Annotated in this window: 19 protein-coding genes and 1 riboswitch; of the genes, 10 read left to right on the plus strand and 9 right to left on the minus strand. The window is 32.2% G+C overall.

Annotated elements, in window-relative coordinates; translation table 11 throughout:
* Positions 1–54 precede the first annotated feature (54 nt).
* Together IKS50_RS04905 and IKS50_RS04910 are read left to right on the plus strand one after the other, a co-directional pair.
* Positions 55–537 carry a DUF2299 domain-containing protein gene (locus IKS50_RS04905; RefSeq protein ID WP_292846237.1) on the plus strand — a complete coding sequence of 161 codons (483 nt, stop codon included), beginning with the start codon at positions 55–57 and terminating at the stop codon, positions 535–537.
* A gap of 658 nt (positions 538–1195) precedes the next feature.
* Positions 1196–2362 carry a Cdc6/Cdc18 family protein gene (locus IKS50_RS04910; RefSeq protein ID WP_292846240.1) on the plus strand — a complete coding sequence of 389 codons (1167 nt, stop codon included), beginning with the start codon at positions 1196–1198 and terminating at the stop codon, positions 2360–2362.
* On the opposite strand, the gene pyrB is transcribed toward IKS50_RS04910, so the two are convergent.
* Entirely contained in the window at positions 2355–3290 is a 936-nt protein-coding gene (gene pyrB / locus IKS50_RS04915; RefSeq protein ID WP_292846243.1) for an aspartate carbamoyltransferase, read from the minus strand. The genes IKS50_RS04910 and pyrB overlap by 8 nt on opposite strands.
* Positions 3291–3292: 2 nt before the next feature.
* Positions 3293–4153 carry an ATP phosphoribosyltransferase gene (gene hisG / locus IKS50_RS04920; RefSeq protein ID WP_292846312.1) on the minus strand — a complete coding sequence of 287 codons (861 nt, stop codon included), beginning with the start codon at positions 4151–4153 and terminating at the stop codon, positions 3293–3295.
* A 241-nt stretch (positions 4154–4394) separates the two neighbouring features.
* Between hisG and IKS50_RS04925 the strand changes: the two genes are divergently transcribed.
* Together IKS50_RS04925 and IKS50_RS04930 are read left to right on the plus strand one after the other, a co-directional pair.
* Positions 4395–4601, plus strand: coding sequence for a histone family protein (locus IKS50_RS04925; RefSeq protein WP_292846246.1), 207 nt, complete (start codon positions 4395–4397; stop codon positions 4599–4601).
* Positions 4602–4642: 41 nt separating this feature from the next.
* Positions 4643–5947 carry an amidohydrolase family protein gene (locus tag IKS50_RS04930; RefSeq protein WP_292846315.1) on the plus strand — a complete coding sequence of 435 codons (1305 nt, stop codon included), beginning with the start codon at positions 4643–4645 and terminating at the stop codon, positions 5945–5947.
* Here the strand turns inward: IKS50_RS04930 and tfrA are convergent.
* A complete protein-coding gene (gene tfrA / locus IKS50_RS04935) occupies positions 5940–7583 on the minus strand; it encodes a fumarate reductase (CoM/CoB) subunit TfrA (protein ID WP_292846249.1) in 1644 nt (547 codons plus the stop codon). The genes IKS50_RS04930 and tfrA overlap by 8 nt on opposite strands.
* 229 nt (positions 7584–7812) lie before the next feature.
* On the opposite strand from tfrA, the gene IKS50_RS04940 reads away from it, so the two are divergent.
* Together IKS50_RS04940 and ribB are read left to right on the plus strand one after the other, a co-directional pair.
* On the plus strand, positions 7813–8187 hold the full coding sequence (locus tag IKS50_RS04940; RefSeq protein ID WP_292846252.1) for a DUF120 domain-containing protein: 375 nt from the start codon (positions 7813–7815) through the stop codon (positions 8185–8187).
* Positions 8188–8231: 44 nt separating this feature from the next.
* Positions 8232–8365: riboswitch (FMN riboswitch) on the plus strand.
* A 51-nt stretch (positions 8366–8416) separates the two neighbouring features.
* Positions 8417–9100 (plus strand): 3,4-dihydroxy-2-butanone-4-phosphate synthase, encoded by a 684-nt coding sequence (gene ribB, locus IKS50_RS04945; protein ID WP_292846255.1) that lies wholly within the window; start codon positions 8417–8419, stop codon positions 9098–9100.
* On the opposite strand, the gene IKS50_RS04950 is transcribed toward ribB, so the two are convergent.
* The 3 genes from IKS50_RS04950 to gatA form a co-directional block, all read right to left on the minus strand.
* Positions 9101–9505 (minus strand): hypothetical protein, encoded by a 405-nt coding sequence (locus IKS50_RS04950; protein WP_292846258.1) that lies wholly within the window; start codon positions 9503–9505, stop codon positions 9101–9103.
* A complete protein-coding gene (locus IKS50_RS04955) occupies positions 9505–10998 on the minus strand; it encodes a DJ-1/PfpI family protein (protein ID WP_292846261.1) in 1494 nt (497 codons plus the stop codon). The genes IKS50_RS04950 and IKS50_RS04955 overlap by 1 nt, the downstream gene beginning before the upstream one ends.
* Positions 10999–11091: 93 nt before the next feature.
* Complete coding sequence (gene gatA, locus IKS50_RS04960) at positions 11092–12462, minus strand: Asp-tRNA(Asn)/Glu-tRNA(Gln) amidotransferase subunit GatA (RefSeq protein ID WP_292846264.1); 1371 nt, start codon at positions 12460–12462, stop codon at positions 11092–11094.
* A 108-nt stretch (positions 12463–12570) separates the two neighbouring features.
* Between gatA and IKS50_RS04965 the strand changes: the two genes are divergently transcribed.
* Positions 12571–13365: an HAD family hydrolase gene (locus IKS50_RS04965; protein ID WP_292846267.1), complete on the plus strand. Its 795-nt coding sequence runs from the start codon at positions 12571–12573 to the stop codon at positions 13363–13365.
* A gap of 62 nt (positions 13366–13427) precedes the next feature.
* On the opposite strand, the gene IKS50_RS04970 is transcribed toward IKS50_RS04965, so the two are convergent.
* On the minus strand, positions 13428–14141 hold the full coding sequence (locus IKS50_RS04970; protein WP_292846270.1) for a sugar phosphate isomerase/epimerase: 714 nt from the start codon (positions 14139–14141) through the stop codon (positions 13428–13430).
* 283 nt (positions 14142–14424) lie between these two features.
* Here IKS50_RS04970 and IKS50_RS04975 point away from each other — a divergent pair, with 283 nt between their 5' ends.
* On the plus strand, positions 14425–15963 hold the full coding sequence (locus tag IKS50_RS04975) for a 2-isopropylmalate synthase (protein WP_292846273.1): 1539 nt from the start codon (positions 14425–14427) through the stop codon (positions 15961–15963).
* Positions 15964–16145: 182 nt separating this feature from the next.
* Positions 16146–16421 carry a DNA-binding protein Alba gene (gene albA, locus IKS50_RS04980; RefSeq protein ID WP_292846276.1) on the plus strand — a complete coding sequence of 92 codons (276 nt, stop codon included), beginning with the start codon at positions 16146–16148 and terminating at the stop codon, positions 16419–16421.
* 6 nt (positions 16422–16427) lie between these two features.
* Here the strand turns inward: albA and IKS50_RS04985 are convergent, their stop codons facing one another.
* Both IKS50_RS04985 and IKS50_RS04990 read right to left on the minus strand, forming a co-directional pair.
* A complete protein-coding gene (locus tag IKS50_RS04985; RefSeq protein ID WP_292846279.1) occupies positions 16428–17087 on the minus strand; it encodes a PHP domain-containing protein in 660 nt (219 codons plus the stop codon).
* Position 17088: 1 nt separating this feature from the next.
* Positions 17089–18120 carry a DUF1786 domain-containing protein gene (locus IKS50_RS04990; RefSeq protein ID WP_292846282.1) on the minus strand — a complete coding sequence of 344 codons (1032 nt, stop codon included), beginning with the start codon at positions 18118–18120 and terminating at the stop codon, positions 17089–17091.
* A 90-nt stretch (positions 18121–18210) separates the two neighbouring features.
* Here IKS50_RS04990 and IKS50_RS04995 point away from each other — a divergent pair, with 90 nt between their 5' ends.
* A complete protein-coding gene (locus tag IKS50_RS04995; protein WP_292846285.1) occupies positions 18211–19512 on the plus strand; it encodes a TrpB-like pyridoxal phosphate-dependent enzyme in 1302 nt (433 codons plus the stop codon).
* The last annotated feature ends 328 nt before the right edge of the window (positions 19513–19840 follow it).

The raw sequence follows: 19840 nt of genomic DNA on the forward strand, positions 1-19840 counted from the left end.
ATATATAATAAAAAAATAAATAATTTATTATAAATTTTTTTAAAAGATGATAATATGAGCATTGAAGAAAATGTAAAAAAATGGTTATCTGATGAAGATTTATTAAGAGAAGTCAAATATGATGAAAATGCCGATTTTCATTTCATTATTGAATTTCCAAAAGATAATATTATGGATGTCGTGAAACCTGAAGGCAAAGATTGTATTGTTATTGCCTGTGCTACACAAGTTGCTCCTGAACATCTGAACTTGATGAAAAGCGCAGACGATCTAACAAAAAAAGATTTTATCATGGAATTGAACTTTGGTTTGAATAATTTTTTAGTTGACTTTGAACTCCAGGTTGCGCAAGATATCTTACAGCAATTTGTTGTTACTGATCAGATATTTGAAGATGGTTTAACTAAAAATGAATTAATTAAAACACTTAAAAAAGTTTTTAAATCAAAATTACATTGTATTTGGTTAATTGACTTGAAATTTGGCAGACCTACTATTAATGTCCATCCTTCCAATGAGAACGATATGTTCATTTAGAGAGGGAGGGATGTGTTTCAAGTGTAAGGTTTTTGTTGATATTGTAAGACTGAAGGGGTATATTTCAACTGTAAACACTTGAAATTTATCTCCCTCATTCTTGGCTGTTTTTCAATTTCGGGAAGCGTCACTGATTGTTTATTTTTTTAGATTTTTCATATCGGATTTTGCTTTTCGTTACACTTGAAATCCACCTCTTGATTTTCGGTTTTTTAAAAAAAATGTTACACTTGAAATGGACCTCTCTGTCTTTGGTATTACTCTCAAAAATTTTTTGAAAAACAACGCTTATTTTCCTGTTTTAGCACTCAAAAAATTGTAATTTTTCCAAATATTTACACTTGAAATTGTTATTTTATATTTGAAATACTACCATTTCATATTTATTTTTAAAATTGTTTATCACTCTTTAAAATTAAATTAGAGAATTTTAAATTAATATATTACCATTAATTAAAATTTAATGTAATTAATTTCGATTCTGAGATTTTTTAAAACGATATCTTTTTTGTTCATATCGCAATTTTCATACTATTTTATAAATTTGTAATAAAAACCTTTATTAAATACCTATTTTATAATATTAACACTGGAAATTATACTTATCATAATTTTATATTTTTATGTTGATTAGTAATATTTTTTTAAAGGTGAGAGTATGGCAAACATTTTTGAGGATGAAAGTTTATTCGGAGGTCGTAGACAAAACACAATATTCAAAGATAAAAAACCTCTTGATCATAGATTTTTGCCTGATAAGTTAGTACACAGAGATGAACAAATAAGAGAAATTGCAAAAAATTGGGTTGATGCATTAGATGGCGTAACTCCTTCTAATCTCACTCTATACGGAAAGACAGGTACAGGAAAAACAGCAGCATCTAAATTTGCACGTGAACAACTACTCGAAGCTGCAAGTAATGAAAATGCATTCATTAAAGTAGAGCATATTAGGTGTACAGATTTCACAACTGAATACCAGGTTATTGCAGAATTATGTAATAGGCTTGGACGTGACGTGCCTAGTCGTGGTTGGACAAAAGGTGAAGTTGTCAATGCGTTCAGGGATTTATTCAGAACTAATGCATTTGGTAAAAAATTACTTTTAATTGTTATTTTAGACGAAATTGATATTTTACTTGATAAAGATGGTGATGGAATATTATACACATTAACAAGGACTAACAACGTCGCAGTTTTATCAATTAGTAATTATCTTGATTTTAAGAATTTAATTAAATCCAGAGTAACAAGCAGTCTAAACGATAAAGAAATTGTATTTCCACCTTATGGAGCAGATCAATTATCTGACATATTGTCTGAAAGGGCGGAATTATCATTCAACGAGGATGTTTTGGATGATGATGTTATTCCATTATGTTCAGCAATGGCTGCTAAAGAAGAAGGTGATGCAAGATATGCTTTGGATTTGCTTAAAAATGCTGGTGAACTTGCTTTTGATGAATCAGCAGAAAAAGTCACAGGTGAACATGTAAGAAAAGCTAAAGATAGAATTGAGCACAATAAAGTTAGTGAAATTTTATCCACTTTACCTCTTCAACAGCAAAGGGTTCTTGAAGCTATTTTAACATTGACCAGACAAAAAGAGGAAATAACTTCTGGAAAACTTTATGATTCATACACAGAAATTTCTAAAAGTGATGCTGTAACTTACAGAAGGATATTTGATTTCATTAATGAGCTTGAATTATTGGGTATTATTTCAACTAATACCATTTCACGTGGTCGTGGAAAAGGAAGAACTAATATAATCAAACTTCAATGCGATGAAACTTTACTTGAAACAGCTCTTTATACTATTTAGGGTTGTTTTTTATTAATGTTTTTAAAATTGCCATTCTCACTGGAACCGCATTTGCAGCTTGAGTGAAATATTTGTTATATTTTGTGTCATCGACATCTGTATCGATTTCATCAATTCTAGGTAAAGGGTGCATTACGATTAAGTCCTTACCTTCTAACATTTTTTTGTTAATTACATAAGCACCTTTAATTTTTATATAATCTTCAACATCAACAAAACGCTCTTTTTGGATTCTAGTCACATATAATACATCAACGTCTTCAATAACATCTTCAATTTTATCCGCCACTACATATTCCACGTTGGTTTTGTTTAAATCAATAAGAATTTCTTGAGGCATTCTAAGTTCTGGCGGGGATACTAAATAGATTTTGATGTTGTTAAATAAACCTAATGCATTAGATAGTGAGTGGACAGTACGGCCATATTTTAGATCTCCGATTAAAGCAATTTTTATATCGTCAATTTTACCTATTTCCTTTCTGATTGTGTATAAATCGAGCAAGGTTTGTGTTGGATGCTGACCTGCGCCATCTCCCGCATTTATTACAGGAACGTCTACAATATCTGAGATGAATTTTGATACTCCTTCAAGTTCGTGTCTTATTACCAGTGCATCACAATATCCTTCAAACATTTTTGCAGTATCTGCAATACTTTCACCTTTAGAAACAGAGCTTGATCCGCTATTTTCAAAACCTATTCCGTCTCCACCCAAACGTTTCATTGCTGTTTCAAATGACATTCTTGTCCTTGTTGATGGTTCAAAGAACATTAAACCAAGGATTTTACCTTTTAGTTCATTTGAAACTTCTTTAGATTGAGCGATATTTTCCAGTTTTTCTGCTTCATCAAGAATATATTCAACATCTTCTCTTTCAAAGTCTTTTATTGAAATTATGCTTTTTAATCTAAAAATTTTAACCAACCCTATATGATTCTTTCAATTGGAACAACTAAAATATCACGTGCACCAGCATTTCTCAAATCATTTACAAGTTCAAAAACTTGTTTTTCGTCGATTACTGCTTGTACTGCAACTGTTTTTTTATCTGATAATACTTCTGATATTGTTAAACCACCCATTGAAGGCATTACTTGTTTGACTTTATCTAAATCATTTTCATAAACATTCATCATAATTAATTTTTTCCTTTCAGCATCAAGCACACCTTTTATGCTTGTACTAACGGATTCAATTAATTCTTTTTTCTCATTTAAACTGTCATGATTTGCGATGAGTTTAATAGTGCTGTCTAGGATTGTATCAATTATTTCCAAATGATTCATTTTAAGTGTTGTACCGGTACTGGTTAAATCTGTTATCAAGTCAGCTATGCCAATAAACGGGGCGGCTTCGGTAGATCCACTCAATTTAATGATTTTTAAATTTAATCCTTTTTCTTGTAAATATTTTTCTGTTAAAACCGGAAATTCGGTAGCTACTTTCATATCCTCTTTAATGTCATCTATGCTATTGATGTTTGATTCTTCGGGAGCAGCTAGAACAAATTTTGTTTGTCCGAATCTTAAATCCAGTAGTTCAACAACATCTGCTTCATTTTCTTTAATTAAATCGACACCAGTTATTCCCATATCTGCCACACCATCATTTACAAATTCTGGAATATCTGATGCTCTTGCAAACATTACCTCTATATTTTCATTAAATGTTTCTGAAATTAATTTACGATTATTTTTATCAATTAATCCTAAACCTGCTTTCTCTAAGATGTTTATTGAAGGTTCACTGATTCGTCCTTTTGAAGGAACAGCAATTTTTATTTTCATCATATCTTCTCAAATTTTTTTATCTTATATTAATATTTAAATTATATTATTAATATCTTTCATTGATAAATATTAAAATTATTACTTTTATTTTTAAATTCTTGTTATTTTTAATATCCGATTTTTAAATCATGGCATATTTTAGCAAAATATTTAAATATTAGGATATCTTATATCTTATTTAGCTTATTATTAATTAAATTAGTCATAAGCTTTAATTGAATTTTGTGAGGTGAAAAATATGTCTGAAATACCAAAAGCTCCTATCGCAAGAATCATTAAAGAAGCTGGCGCAGAAAGAGTTAGTGATGATGCAAAAGCAGCATTAGCAGAATACTTAGAAGAAGTTGCTCGTGACGTTGCTAAAGAAGCAAACGCTGTTGCTAAAATCGCAAAACGTAAAACTGTTAAAGCAGATGATATTAAATTAGCTATCAAAAACTTATAAATAGTTTTTAGCTATTTTCTTTTTTTATTTTTTTAGGTGTTATTATGAATAATACTATCTTAATTAAGAATGCATTAATTTTAAATCCAAATAGTTTTGAAAACAAAAAACAATCATTATTAATCAAAGATGATTTAATCGCTGAAATTTCCGATGAAATTGATGAAAGCAATGTTGATAAAATCATCGATGCAGAAGGAAAAATATTACTTCCAGGATTAATCAATACTCATACTCATTTATCAATGACATTATTTAGAGGCCTTGCAGACGATTTAAGTTTAGATAGTTGGTTAAATGATCATATTTGGCCAATGGAAGCAAATCTAAATGGTGATTATTGTTATATTGGTGCTCTATTGGGAGCAGTCGAATTAATTAAATCAGGAACAACCACATTTTCTGACATGTACTTTTACATGGAAGATGTTGCACGTGCAGTAGACGATGCGGGTATTAGAGCAGTATTATCATATGGAATGATAGATTTTGGGGATGCTGAGAAAAGAGAAGCTGAAATTAAAGAAAACTTGGCTTTATATAATGCTTGTAATGGCATGGCAGATGGAAGAATAAAAGTATTTTTCGGTCCACATTCACCATATACTGCATCTGAAGAATTGTTGATTAAAGTACGCGAATTAGCTGATGAATATAATATGGGAATTCATATACATGTTTCGGAGACTCAAAAAGAAATCAATGATAGTTTAGATGAAAAAGGCCTAAGACCTTTTGAATATTTAGAAAAAATTGGCTTTTTAGGATCCGATGTTGTTGCAGCACATTGTGTATGGTTAAGCGATGAAGAAATTGAAATAATCAAAAAACATGATGTTAAGGTTTCACATAACCCATGCAGTAACATGAAATTGGCTTCAGGAGTTGCTCCTGTTTCTAAATTGATTGAAAAGGGCGTTTGTGTTTCAATAGGTACTGATGGTGCTTCTTCAAATAATAATTTAGATTTAATTGAAGAGTTAAAAACAGCCAGCTTACTTCAAAAAGTATCAACACTCAATCCTAAAGTTTTAAATTCAGATGAATCAATTGAAATGGCAACAATTAAAGGTGCTGAAGCATTAGGTTTAAGTGATGAAATCGGGTCTATTGAAGTTGGTAAAAAAGCGGATATTATTTTAATTGATACCAACGCTGCAAACATGACTCCAGACAGTTCATCTTTAAGTTCCAATGTGGTTTACTCTGCAAATGGTTCAAATGTAGATACCACCATCTGTAATGGTAAAATATTAATGGAAAATAAAAAGTTAACAACTTTAGATGAAGATGAAATTTATGCGAAAGCTAGACAAGCTATAAAAGAATTAAAAGAAGCTATCTAGCTTCAAATTCTATTTTATTTTTGTTTATTATTATACTCTTTTTCCATTCGTCTTTTGTTTCAGGGAAATCAGATCTAAAGTGTGCTCCACGGCTTTCTCTACGCAATATTGCTGATTTAACGGTTAAAATACAGATTTCAACCATATTAATTACTTCTAAAGCGGTTACTAAATCGGTATTATATTGGGTTTTTTTGCTTACATCTAAGTTGACAAGTTCTTTTTGCATTTCTTGAAGTTGTTTTAAAGCCTCGTTTAATGTTTTTTCTTCACGCACAATAGCTACCTTTTCCCACATTAAATTTTTGATTCTATTTTTAAATTCTTGTGGTTTAATTGAGCCTTCTTTAATTAAGCCTTCAATTCTTGATGCTTCCTCTTGAACTTGTTCTTCATTAGTTTTTAATTCACTAGCTTTAGCAGCTTCAGATGCACTTACACCAGCGATTTTACCGAATACCTGAGTATCGGCTAGTGCATTACCGCCTAAACGGTTTGCTCCGTGAACTCCACCGCAAACTTCACCCGCTCCGAACAAGTTTTTGATGGAACTTGATGCATCGGTATCGATTTTTAAACCACCCATAAAGTGGTGTGCAGTTGGAGCTACCTCAATTGGCCCATGTTTAATGTCTACACCAACATTTTCAAATTGCAGAACCATTGTTTCGAGTTTTTCTTCAATATAATCATCATCTAAGTGTGAAATGTCAAGGTATACTCCACCGTTTTCAGTTCCTCTGCCTTCAATGATTTCCTGATATATTGAACGGGCAACAACATCACGTGTGGCCAATTCCATTTTTTCAGGAGCATATTTGCTCATGAACCTTTCACCTTCACTGTTTATGAGTTTTCCACCTTCTGCTCTTACAGCTTCAGTTACAAGCACTCCTTTTTTTGATTCAGGTGCTACCATTCCTGTTGGGTGGAACTGAATTTGTTCCATGTCAACTAAATCGGCTCCGGCACGGTATGCTATTGCATATCCATCCCCATTTTTTTGGAAGGTGTTGGATGTTACAGGGTATAATTGTCCAGCTCCTCCACTTGCAAGAATAACGGATTTTGATTTGAAATAAATTAAACTGGAATCCTTAAGGTCAAAACCAGTGGCACCGATAACTTGCTCATCATCGGTAATGAGTGAAGTTATCATTACTTCTTCAATGCATTCAATATCTCTCTTAATGATTTCTTCTTTAAGAGCGTTCAATAGTTCTGCACCGGTTCTGTCTCCTTGATAACAGGTTCTTCTGTAGGTTTGACCTCCAAATGGCCTTTGGTCAATTTGGCCAGATTCCTGCCTGTCAAATAATGCACCATAATTTTCAAGATCAATAAGTCTTTTTGGAGATTCGTTTACAAGTATTTCAACCAGTTTTTTGTCATTTAGATAGCTTCCGCCTTTTAGAGTGTCGAAAATATGGGCGTCTATGGAGTCATCCTTATCAACTGTTTTAAATACTGCATTGTATCCTCCTTCTGCCATTCCAGTACAACCAGATCTGAATGATAGGCCTTTAGATACAATTGTTGCCTTTAAACCAGCATCATCAACTTCAATAGCTGCTCTTGAACCTGCTCCACCAGATCCAATTATTAACACATCTGTTTGGATAGTTTTTATTTCCATTTCAATTACCCTGTAAAAAAATTTTTTTTATCAGTATTACTTTTGTTTTTTAATATTAAATAAATTTCTTCGAAAATATTTATTAATTAAAATGATGTAATTATAGTTATGAATCTATATTTCATCAACTAAATTTAAATATAGTATTCTATAATTTTATTAAATTGAAATCACGGTTAAAATTTAACATTTTTTATTAATCATGTGTAATTAAATTAGAGGTTATTTAATGAAAATCGAGGGTGAAGTTATAACCGGTTTAGGAAAAGCTGCATATTTCCTATCACAGGAATTTTACACAAGGGAATTTAAGAAAAATTTAGGATTCATTCCTTTTCCCGGAACATTGAATGTTGTTGTTAGTGAAGAATATCTTGATGAAATTAATGAAATTAAAAATTCCTGTGAAAATTTAATCAAACCTGATGAAGGATTTGGCGCGGTAAAATATATTGAAGCTACTTTAAATGGAGAGGTAGATGGAGCTATCGTATTTCCAGCCAAAACCACTCATGAAGAAAATTATTTGGAGTTCATTGCAGAAAATAAATTAAGGGATGAATTGGGTCTTGAAGATGGAGACATTGTTTCATTAAAATTTTAATTTTTTTACCAAAAACTATTTTATACATGATTAATATATTTCATAATACGTTCTCAGGGCGGAGTGAAATTCTCCACCGGTGGTGATTTTTAGAAAATAAGTCCACGAGCACAAGGTATGTGTTGATTTGGTGAGATTCCAAAACCGACGGTGATAGTCCGGATGGAAGAGAAGTAATAGTATTTTAGTTATTTTTAGCCCTGGTTCTAGTAAATAAGGAGATATTACTATGAATCAAGAAACAAACTTAGATGAAGCTTTAGAAGCTATTAGAAACGGCGAATTCGTCCTTGTTTTCGATGATGATGATAGGGAAGGAGAAGTTGATATGATTATCGCTTCTGAATTTGTAACCCCAAAATCAATCGCAACAATGAGAAATGATGCTGGTGGTTTAATCTGTAATTGTTTACACGCTGATTTTTGTGAAGCTATTCATTTGCCATTTATGGTAGATATTATGAAAGCAGCTACAGAAAAATACCCTGAATTAGCAAAACTTGCACCAAATGATATTCCATATGATGAAAGGTCATCATTTTCAGTATGGACAAATCACAGAAAATCTTTCACTGGCGTAACAGACCATGACAGAGCAATGACAATCAGTGAAATGGCTATAATGATGAAAGAAGAAAGATTTGATGAGTTCGGTGCAACATTTAGATCACCTGGCCACGTATGTCTTTTAAGAGGAGCAGATGGGCTTGTAAAAAATAGACAAGGACACACTGAAATAGGTCTTGCTTTATGTGAAATGGCTGGTGTTACCCCTGTATGTGTGGTTTGTGAAATGATGGATGGCGAAACCGGACAAGCTACATCAGTTGCTGACGCTCGCAAATACGCTGAAGAAAATGGCTTAGTATTGCTTAAAGGTAAAGATATTATTGATGCATATTTGGAAGAATAGCTATTTTTTTTTATTAGCTATATATTCTGCCATGAATTGCATTATCTGTTGATATTTATAGGAATTATAAATGCTGAATGTGACATATTTTCCATCTTGCATTTTAATTTCTAATGCATTTTTTACTTCTTTTGATTTGTTTATTTCAATTATTTTATGCCATTGAATTCGTAGAGTTTTGGTTTTCAGAGCTTTTTCAATGTGAATTCCATCATCTAGGATTTTAACGATTTTTACAACACGACGATTCATATCTGAATTAATTTGAATATCCCCATTTTCATCGAAAACATAATCCGGGATTAAACAAGTCGCTTTCCAACCCTGTTTCATTTTTTTTAAAACATGTGCTCTGTCTTTTTTTGTTAATTTAACACCAGTTTCGGGGCTTAAGTTAAGTGCCATTAAATCACCGTATTTTTTATTTCATCAAAGGAATAAATTTTATTGAATTCAACTTCACGAGTCATGTTTATTATTGAATCAATGTCTAGATTATTTTCTATTAAATCCATTGCATATGAAGTGAACAGTTCATATCTTATTTCAACTTCCGGAATAAACCCACGCATATCTGCGGATTTTAATTTTGGAAGTTTTAAAACATTTTTTACATTAGTGTTATTTCTAATATATGGAACTATCTGGTCGAATATATCGTCATTGTAGACTTTGTTTAATAATATAGCTTCTACTGAAATTCCTAATTTTTCTAGCATATTCGCATGGGAAACCAAGTCAATAGCTGCAGATTCTATTCCGCCTTTGTTAACACCTGAAGCCAATATCATCGGTATATTTGAGGACATTGCAATTTCAGCAGCGGAATAAGGAACTTTTTCATTTAAAAGACCGGTAAATACGCTCATAACACCTTCAATAAGTACAATATCATAGTCTGATTTGTTGAGTTTAGCTATTGTAGATTCAATATCTGCCCAACCCAGGTGTCCGATTTTAATTGATGCAAAGTCTTCCATTTTTCCTTTTGTCAAGTATAATCCCGGTATAATATCACGGACATCTGGACCCACTTTTAGGAGAGCTACTTTATAACCCCTTTTTCTTAAAGCTCCTGCAAGACCTGTCAGGATAAAGGTTTTTCCAGAATCTGATCCATTACTTCCAATCATCAGGTATTTAGGTTTTTTGTTCGGTTTAATTTCTGGAACTTTGATGTTAGTGTTAATTCCGACTTCACTTTGCAAGAATTTTTTGACTTCAATGTTTCTATTGTAAATTTCATCAATATTTTTGCCGTCTATTTGTTCTAATAAATTGTTTACAATAATTGGATTTTCATCTAATATACCATGAATCATTGTACCAATAACATTTCCATCATCGTTACATGCACCGGAAAAGATGTTATAGTCGCCTTTCTCGTTAGTGTCTCCATAATTCATTCTTTGAACTTTAGAATAAAACAATGGCTTTGCATCCCCTTCCACTTTTCCATAAGTGTGTGTGTGAAAACCGTTGACATCTTCATCCTGGTTTCTGACTAAAAAGGAGTTTTTAAATACTTTTGCCTTAACACGATCACTAGTAATCAGCGGGGAAAAGTTCACATCAATTATTCCGAGGCCGGGCTTAAGGATAGGCACTGGGGATTTACGACCAATATCTATCTGATTTGATAATAGCTGAAAACCTGCACAAATTCCAATAATAGGCTTTCCGTCACGAGCCATTTTTTTAATTTCGGTATTTAAATCCATATTAATGTCATTGGATTCAATGAGAGTCCCACCAGGAATGATTAAAGCATCTAATTCTTCACTTGCCTTATTACCGTTAACCAACCCGTTTTCTTTAACAATATCTGTTGGTAAATTTCCGAAATCTTCAAATCCAGGTACTGCTCCACTAACATAAGCAAGTCCAATTTTTGTCATAAGTATAACCTCTTACTAATCTATTGGATTTGATATATTATTAAGTTAAGGGGTGTATTTCAAGTGTAAAAAAAGTCTATAAAAAAAAGAAATTTATTGAGTGTTTTCAAAAACACTCATTGCTTTGATAATTTTTTCATCATCTAACGGTTTTGCTTGAATTTGTAACCCAACAGGAATGCCATCAACTTTACCAGCAGGAATACTTGCTGCTGGAATACCTGCTAAATTAGCAATAACTGTTAGGACATCGTAAGCATACATTTCCATAGGTTCCAATTCGGCTCCGATTTCGTGAGGAAGTTTAGGAACGGTAGGTCCTACAATCAAATCAACATTTTCAAGCATTGAGGTAATTTCACCTCTAATTACAGATCTTGCTTTTAGTGCTTGTTTATAGTATTTACCACTGAATTCCGCTTCTGCAATATGTGAACCGATCTTAATTCTTCTTAATACTTCATCTCCACATACCTCTTCGATTCTGTAACCATAATCTCTTCCGTCATATTTTCTAGTTGCAGAGAAGAATTCTACGTAGTTGATTAAGTAGTAAGTTGGTAAACATAAGTCAATATAATCAAAGCTCACTTCAACTAGTTCAGCGCCGGCATCAACTAATTTTTGAATGGCCTTATTTACAGTTTTGTTGATTTCCTCGTCAGTTACATCGATAAATTCTTGACACACTGCTATTTTCATACCTTCTAATGAAGTATCTTCTAATACTTCGGTAAAATCAGGTTTATTCCATTCAAGAGTAGTGCATTCAGTTTCATCATAATTTGCAATGGTATTTAATGCCAAAGCTATTCCACTAACATCATTAGCTAATGGTCCAATTTGGTCTAAACTCATTGATAAATCAAGTAAACCTTGTCTTGACACTGCACCGTATGTTGGTTTGAATCCAACAACACCACAGTGTGAAGCAGGGTTTCTGATAGATCCACCAGTGTCTGATCCGATTGCTATATCACACATTTCAGCGGCAATTGCTGCAGCACATCCACCACTTGAACCTCCAGGAATTCTGCCCATGGCAGCCGGGTTTTGAGTAGGTCCGTAGTAGGAAGTTTCAGTTGAACTTCCAGCTGCAAATTCATCCATATTTAAAATACCGATGATTATTCCATCTTCTTTTAAGATTTCTTCGACAACAGTTGCATTATAGCTTCCAAGGTAATCTTCCAAGGTTTTGGAAGCGGCTGAAATGGTTAAATCTTCAACATTAATGTTTGCTTTTATACCAAATACTAATCCAGCTAAAGCTCCAATATCTTCACCGTTAGCTATTTTTTCATCAATAGCTTCCGCTTGTTTTAATGCATTTTCATAGTTTAATTCAATAAATGCATTAATTTCTTCATTATTTTCATCGATAACTTTAATGAAGCTTTCTACATTTTCTTTAGCTGTCATTTCTCCATTTTTAATGGAGTTTAATTTTTCAATAACGCTCATTAAAACACCTAAATAATCATAAATTATAATATTATTATTATATTTTTCAATGTTTATAAACTTGTTTTTTTAAATAGTTTTAAATATTTTTTTTAACTATTATTAATCATGAAAAAGGCTGTCGTGTTTGATAACTCAGGAACTTTAATTGAAAGATATCGGGTTATTAAAGATGTTTTAAATGGAAATATATTCACAGACATTAATTCTTTGGATTTAATTGAAGCAGCTGACTCACTGGCTTTGGTAGTCCTTCAATTCAACACCAACAAGCTATTAAAATTGCAGAAAGATACATTAATTTCCGATGTTATCAAGGAATATAATATTGATTTTGATGTGAGCTTTTCTACCAAACAGGTTTCAAAAGCTGAAGTTGAAGAGATTCTTTACAATGAAAAGTCATCCACCGTTTCAGACATTACCGATGGCTTTGATATTTTGCGCGAAAAGATTTCCCATATGGAATTATGTAACGGATCCGCTTTGATTGTAGATATGGATTTAGGTGTTGTTGCATATACCATAACTTCTGCAGGCAAGTTTTTCCCAAGAGTTTTTGAAACAGTTGAAACTTTAAAATCTCGTGGAATTGAAATATTTATTGCATCAGGAGATAGAAAAGGAGCTATTAATAGATTAGCTAACATGTTGGATGTCCCTGAAGATAATGCTTTTGGGACTGTTTCTACTAGGGGAAAATGCGAAGTTGTTTCTATTTTAAAGGAAGGCGGTTTTAAAGTCATGATGGTTGGTGATGGGCTGAATGACATATTGGCCTTTAAAAAAGCAGATGTCAGTGTCCTAACCATCGAACAGCAGGAGGAAGTCTCTCCAAAGATGATGGACAAGACTGATTATGTTATTGAAGACATTTTTGAAGTTACAATGATTGATTTTTAATATTATTTTTTCGATGTTTTAAGTTATAACTTATAATGTATAACTTTTAAAAAAATAATAAATTACAGATTATCGATGACTTCTTTGCTTTTTAAGATATTATCAAAGTTATTTAACTCAATAATTGCAGTATCAATTTTTTTAAGCAAATTCAAATCAAGTGTGCCTTCACCTAAGGTAATGTGCTGATCTTTTATTCCATCATTGTCATTTAAGTGGCAGTAGCTGATGTTTTTCAAGGACAACATTTCCTCAAGGTTTCCACATGTATTTGCATGTCCGGTATCAATTGTTAAACTACAACCTGTCTCATCTTGAATCATTTCAAGTTCTTCTACCGTATTTGCTAGAAATTTGCCTCGGACCGGCATGTTTTCCACTGAAATTTCAACATTGGTGTTGTCAATTATCTCTCCAACACTTTCAACTGCATATTCCAATGCACAGTTTCTTAAACGTGGCTCATTTCGTCCGATAATTCCTGGATGAACTGTAATTGTGTTTGCATTTATGCTTTCTGCATAATGGCCACATTGAATCATCTGTCTTACACTTTCGGTTCTGATTCCTTTGTTGAGGCTTGCGATATTGATGTCCACGGTTGCTGCATGAATCCTTATATCCAATCCACAGTCTTTGAACTCCCCATTGTCCTTTAAATAAAATGGATCTTCCCCAAGAATTTCAATTATTTCAAATCCATGTTTTTTGGCCAAACTTATAATGTCGTCATTAGGTTCCATAAATAGTGCTAGTGTAGTAAATCCAAGTTTCATATTTATATATATGTATTACAAATATAAATTTATCAAAACTCGACATATGCTGAATTATAACATATTATGAATTTAATCAATTGATAAATAAAGCATTAAAAACTTTTACATACCAATCTTCCTTCTTTAATCTCTCATTTATTATTTTAAAAGAAGATATCAATGGTAGTTGGCTCATGTTAAAGGCAAATTTATCTTATAGGGGTAAATGTTGATTCAGAGAAATATATCCTATTTTTAGGCTAAACTGATTTATTGATTGTATTTTTCTAAGGGTGATGTAATGCAAGAGATTGAAACATTTAAAAAAGAATATTTAAAGATATCCGATAAAATTTATATTTTTGATACAACATTAAGGGATGGTGAACAAACACCCGGCGTTGCTCTTACAATTGATGAAAAAATACAAATTGCCACTAAACTAAATAATTTTGGCGTTGATAAGATAGAAGTCGGGTTCCCCGCTTCTTCAAAAGGTGAAATCGAGTCAGCAAAAAAGATTAAATCTTTAGGTCTGGATTCTACAATTGTTGGTTTAGCGCGTACTTTAAAAGGCGATATTGATGCTATTTTAGATGCGGATTTAGACTATGTACATACATTCATTGGTACTTCTCAATTACATCGCGATTATAAGCTTAAAATGGATAAGCAAACAGTTATTCAAACTGCTGTCGGTGCTGTTGAGTATGCTAAAGACCATGGGTTAACTGTTGAATTTTCTGCTGAAGACGCAACAAGAACCGAAGGGGACTTTTTGTTTGAAATTTATGATGAGGCAGTAAGTGCAGGAGCCGATTTTTTAGATATTCCTGACACATTAGGTATTCTGACTCCAAGTTTAACTAAGTTTTTAATAACTGATTTTAAAAATCATTTTAAGACTCCTATTAGTGTCCATTTCCATAATGATTTTGGTCTTGCAACTGCTAATACATTAATTGCTATTGAGAATGGAGCAAACCAAGCTCATGTTACTGTAAACGGTATTGGTGAGAGGACCGGTAATTGTTCTTTGGAAGAATTGGTTTTGAGTCTTAAAGCCGCTTATAATATTGATTTAGGCGTTGATACTACTAGATTATATAGTTTATCTAAATTAGTTGGCCGTTTAACTGGTGTTAAAATGCCCGTTAACAAACCTATTGTTGGAGACAATGCTTTTGCTCATGAATCTGGCATTCATGTTCAAGGAATTTTAAATAATTCCTCTACTTATGAACCGATTTCTCCTGAAATGGTCGGCCATTCCCGCCGTATTATTTTAGGAAAGCATACAGGCGCCAATGCTATAAAATCTAAATTAAAAGAATATCACATAGATTTAAATGATGAACAGTTTAATAAAGTATTTTCAGAAATTAAATCATTGGGCGATAGTGGAAAAAGTATTAATGATGATGAGTTAGTTTCTTTAGCTATTAACGAATTAGTTTCAGCTCGTGAAACTCCAATTGTTTTAAAAGGTTTGGGGTTATCTTCTGGAAATGGTGTTTCTCCTACTGCTACTGTTCGGTTAGAAATTTATGGTGTTGAAAAAGAAACTGCTTCAATAGGTGTCGGCCCTATTGATGCGGCATTAAATGCTATACGTGACTTAATTAAAGGTGAAATCGATGTTAATCTTGAAGAATATAATTTGGAAGCTGTTACTGGAGGAACTGATGCATTAGCTGAAGTTTTTGTAATTAGCTCTGATTCTCAAGGTAATAAATCAACCGGCAGATCCACCAATCAAGATGTTGTAATGGCCAGTATTTTGGCTGTTCTAGATTCTATTAATAAATTATTATTAATTAAGAATTCAAATTTAATATAATTTTTATTTGTTTATTTTTTTTTATAGTTTTTATTATTTTATTTAATAAAAGTTTTTTAACTAAAAATTATGTATTAAATTTAATCTATAATTTATTTTATTTTTTATTTTTTAGTTATTGTTTAAAATTATGTAAAATTATATATACATTAAATACCTAAGTTTTATATGGTGACTTAAATATGGAAAATAATACAATTTTTGTAGGTAGCAAACCTGTTATGAATTATGTTTTAGCGGTTGTTACACAATTTAACGAAGGATCTAATAGTGTTCTCTTAAGAGCAAGAGGAAAAGCTATTAGCCGCGCCGTTGATGCTGCTGAAATTGTAAGAAACAGATTTGTTCCGGAAGCGGATGTTACTGATATTCAAATTTCTACCGAAGAAATTGAAAACTTTAACAACGAAAAAACAAACGTTTCCATTATAGAAATTTTAATTGAAAAGGGTGAATAACTCTTTTTAATCAAATTTCTTTAAAACTTTTTTATCAAAAAGATATTTTGATAATAGAATATTTGAAGTCCCTTTTCCATGAGATTCTACTTTTCCTTTTTTTATTGCTTTTAGTACACTATCTATATCTTTTTCACAATCTATTAAGCTAAAACAATCACCAACAAATTTCCAATAATGGGCATCACTTGCACCTAAACTTGGAAGGTGTTCATTTTTTGATAAATTTTTTGCTTTATTGTTACAATATCCTATTATGAATCTTGCGTTTTTTGTCTCAATAGCATCAATTTCCAAGTCTTTATAATCGCTTTTACATAAAAGTCCATGACGGTAAAAACAGTATGGATGGGGTATAATTGCAAGACCCCCTAAATCATGGATTCTATCTATTGTATCTTCAGGTGAAAGGTCACGTGGTATATTTTCCTCGCACCCAAATCCAAGGATATGGCCTTGTGTTGAAGAAATTTCTATTGATGGAATTGCTAATATATCTGTGTTTCTAGTTTTTGATAAAACTTCACTGGTTCCATCAACAGTATTGTGGTCAGATATTGCAATGATGTCGATATTTTTATTTTTTGCAGTTTGCAAAATATCATCAATTTTTGAATTTGAATCAGGAGAGTATTCACTATGAATATGTGAGTCCATTTTAAGCATTTTATCTTTCCTGAATTGTTTTTATTAATCCTACTGTTCCTGTCATCATTACATCTCCTCCAGGAGCTGCATGATGCCAATCAAGATTTGTTTTTTCGATTAATTCTCTTTTAGGCCCACTCACTATTACTTTTTCTATTTTTGATATTGGATTGAGTACATGTGCGCCATGCCCATGGTCATTGTAGACTTCTTCATTTGTAATCTCACCTGAAGCTAAACGTTTAATGTATCTTTCGAGAGATTCACCTGTTAGACTTGATGTGTGATGTTCGAATACTCCTTGAATTTTACCGTCTTCAATGGAGGCCGCTGTTGTGTGTCCGTTTCCAATGTCTATTACTATAAAACTATTCAATTTTTTAGCTACTTCATCAAAACACATTCCGGCTATTGATGCGAATTTAGTATCCATTAACAACGGAACATCTTCAATTCCCTCATTTTTCAGGGTTCTTCTTACGGCTTGCATTCTTGTGTAGTATTCAGGCAGGTCATCTCTAAATCCAAATTCTAATGGAGAAATCGGGCTTGATATTTTTTCTCTTATTTTTTCAAATCTAAAGTCTCTATCACCCATATTTTCATTATATCCATGATCTTGCACTGCAATAGCAATTTCATCAAAATCAAATTCCAGATCATAGCCTAATAAAAATTCGGATAATTTTGTAATGCTGATATCTCCCATTGTGATTTTTGAATATTGAGAGTAATCCTTTGAATCGTCAGCTATTTCGATTCCGTATGATTTTACCTGTTCGAGATCGTCACGAATTGTTCTTGCACACACCGGTTCCATAACAACATTATATCCTTTTTCCATGTGTTCGAGTATACTTTTTTTAATTTTTCCTCCACCCATTATTTCCCCAGTGAAATAAATATCATTTTCGATTTCTCTCATTTGTTGGGAAATATATAAGTGAGGAGATGGAAGCACAAGCTTAATGGAATTTTCAAGTTCTTTTTTCGTGTCATATATCATCATGTCTTGTGTTCCTGTTCCGACATCAATAGCTAAAATTCTCATGTTTTTAAATTGTTTTTTATATTATTAATAATTAAAGTGTACATTTTTGTACAACAAAGCTTTATATAGTACATTGTATCAACTATTATTATGACTTACAAAATAGAATTATCATCAGATGAAGTGCCAAAACAATGGTACAACATGCTTGCTGATTTACCTGCTGAGCTTCCAGCTCCTAAAAACAGTGAAGGTAAAGACCAAATTTCAGCATTACAACTCGCTTTTACAAAAGGTGCTTTAGAACAAGAATTTGCTAGTGACCGTTATATAGATATTCCTAAGGAAGTTAGAGAATTATATATGGAGATGGGAAGACCAACTCCATTGGTAAGAGCTAACAAACTTGAAGAATATTTAAACACTCCAGCTAAAATCTACTTTAAAAGGGAAGATACCTCTCCTACAGGTTCTCACAAATTGAACTCTGCAATTCCTCAAGCATATTTCGCTAAAAAAGAGGGTGTAGAAAGATTAACTACTGAAACCGGTGCAGGCCAATGGGGTACAGCTTTATCACTCGCATGTAACTTACTTGGTTTGGAATGTACAGTCTATATGGTTAAAGTATCATTCAATCAAAAGCCTGACAGGAAAAACATCATGAATATTTATAATGGTAATGTTTATGCTTCACCTAGTGAAAATACCAAAGTTGGTCGTGAAGTTTTAGCTGATAATCCGGATCACCCAGGTTCCTTAGGTGTAGCTATTTCAGAAGCTATGGAAGAGGCTTTAGAGAATGATGAAGTCAAATATTCATTAGGAAGTGTTTTAAACCATGTAATGCTCCACCAAACCATCATTGGTCAAGAGCTAAAAACACAATTGGAAATTGCTGAAGAAACTCCTGACGTGATGATTGCCTGTGCAGGTGGTGGAAGTAATTTTGCAGGATCCTTATTCCCATTCATTAAGGACAAGATTGATGGAAACTCAGATACAGAATTCATTGCTGTCGAACCTACTGCATGTCCTACACTTACTCAAGGAAGTTATGATTATGACTTTGGAGATTCCAACGGTTTCACTCCAATGCTTAAGATGTTTACCTTAGGCCATGATTTCGTTGCTCCATCAGTACATGCTGGCGGTTTAAGATACCATGGAATGTCACCTATCGTTTCCCTTTTAACCAAAGAAGGTTATATTACTCCTAAAGCAGTCCATCAAACTGATTGTTTCGAAGCCGGTATCATGTTTGCTCGTAATGAAGGTATATTACCTGCTCCTGAAACCACCCATGCAATTAGAGCTACAATCGATGAAGCTTTAAAATGTAAGGAAACCGGTGAAGAAAAAACCATTGTCATGAATTTCTCAGGACATGGAATGTTAGACTTAAAAGGATATGCTAGTTATTTTGAAGGAACAATGGAAAACGCAAAATAATTTTCCTTCCTTTATTTTTTTTGATCTTTTCCACTTATAACTTATAACTTATTACATTTTTATTATTAGTTATAACTTATAACTGTTAATGAATAACTAATAACTTATTTGTGAAAACAAATACTTTATAAGAGAGAAGTTATAAAATATAACTTATTTGTTAAAAGTTAGTTATGATAAGTTATTTCTTAAAACTTATTTTTTATAATTTAGAAGTTTTAACTTAAATCTTATTTCCTATCCCTTAGAAGTTTGAACTAATAACTTATTTCCTTTAAGTTTTTAATTATAAGAAATAACTTAATCCTTTTAACTTATACTGAGTAAC

The sequence above is a fragment of the Methanobrevibacter sp. genome, from assembly GCF_017539065.1.
GTDB lineage: Archaea > Methanobacteriota > Methanobacteria > Methanobacteriales > Methanobacteriaceae > Methanocatella.

Excerpts from the sequence above, each read along its gene's own strand:
- albA (WP_292846276.1), top strand. The coding sequence starts at position 16,146 with ATGGAAAATAATACAATTTTTGTAGGTAGCAAACCTGTTATGAATTAT.
- IKS50_RS04925 (WP_292846246.1), top strand. The coding sequence starts at position 4,395 with ATGTCTGAAATACCAAAAGCTCCTATCGCAAGAATCATTAAAGAAGCT.
- IKS50_RS04990 (WP_292846282.1), bottom strand. The coding sequence starts at position 18,120 with ATGAGAATTTTAGCTATTGATGTCGGAACAGGAACACAAGACATGATG.
- IKS50_RS04970 (WP_292846270.1), bottom strand. The coding sequence starts at position 14,141 with ATGAAACTTGGATTTACTACACTAGCACTATTTATGGAACCTAATGAC.
- IKS50_RS04940 (WP_292846252.1), top strand. The coding sequence starts at position 7,813 with ATGAAAATCGAGGGTGAAGTTATAACCGGTTTAGGAAAAGCTGCATAT.
- IKS50_RS04985 (WP_292846279.1), bottom strand. The coding sequence starts at position 17,087 with ATGCTTAAAATGGACTCACATATTCATAGTGAATACTCTCCTGATTCA.
- tfrA (WP_292846249.1), bottom strand. The coding sequence starts at position 7,583 with ATGGAAATAAAAACTATCCAAACAGATGTGTTAATAATTGGATCTGGT.
- IKS50_RS04955 (WP_292846261.1), bottom strand. The coding sequence starts at position 10,998 with ATGACAAAAATTGGACTTGCTTATGTTAGTGGAGCAGTACCTGGATTT.
- IKS50_RS04965 (WP_292846267.1), top strand. The coding sequence starts at position 12,571 with ATGAAAAAGGCTGTCGTGTTTGATAACTCAGGAACTTTAATTGAAAGA.
- hisG (WP_292846312.1), bottom strand. The coding sequence starts at position 4,153 with ATGAAAATAAAAATTGCTGTTCCTTCAAAAGGACGAATCAGTGAACCT.
- IKS50_RS04905 (WP_292846237.1), top strand. The coding sequence starts at position 55 with ATGAGCATTGAAGAAAATGTAAAAAAATGGTTATCTGATGAAGATTTA.
- IKS50_RS04950 (WP_292846258.1), bottom strand. The coding sequence starts at position 9,505 with ATGGCACTTAACTTAAGCCCCGAAACTGGTGTTAAATTAACAAAAAAA.
- IKS50_RS04995 (WP_292846285.1), top strand. The coding sequence starts at position 18,211 with ATGACTTACAAAATAGAATTATCATCAGATGAAGTGCCAAAACAATGG.
- IKS50_RS04910 (WP_292846240.1), top strand. The coding sequence starts at position 1,196 with ATGGCAAACATTTTTGAGGATGAAAGTTTATTCGGAGGTCGTAGACAA.
- ribB (WP_292846255.1), top strand. The coding sequence starts at position 8,417 with ATGAATCAAGAAACAAACTTAGATGAAGCTTTAGAAGCTATTAGAAAC.
- IKS50_RS04975 (WP_292846273.1), top strand. The coding sequence starts at position 14,425 with ATGCAAGAGATTGAAACATTTAAAAAAGAATATTTAAAGATATCCGAT.
- gatA (WP_292846264.1), bottom strand. The coding sequence starts at position 12,462 with ATGAGCGTTATTGAAAAATTAAACTCCATTAAAAATGGAGAAATGACA.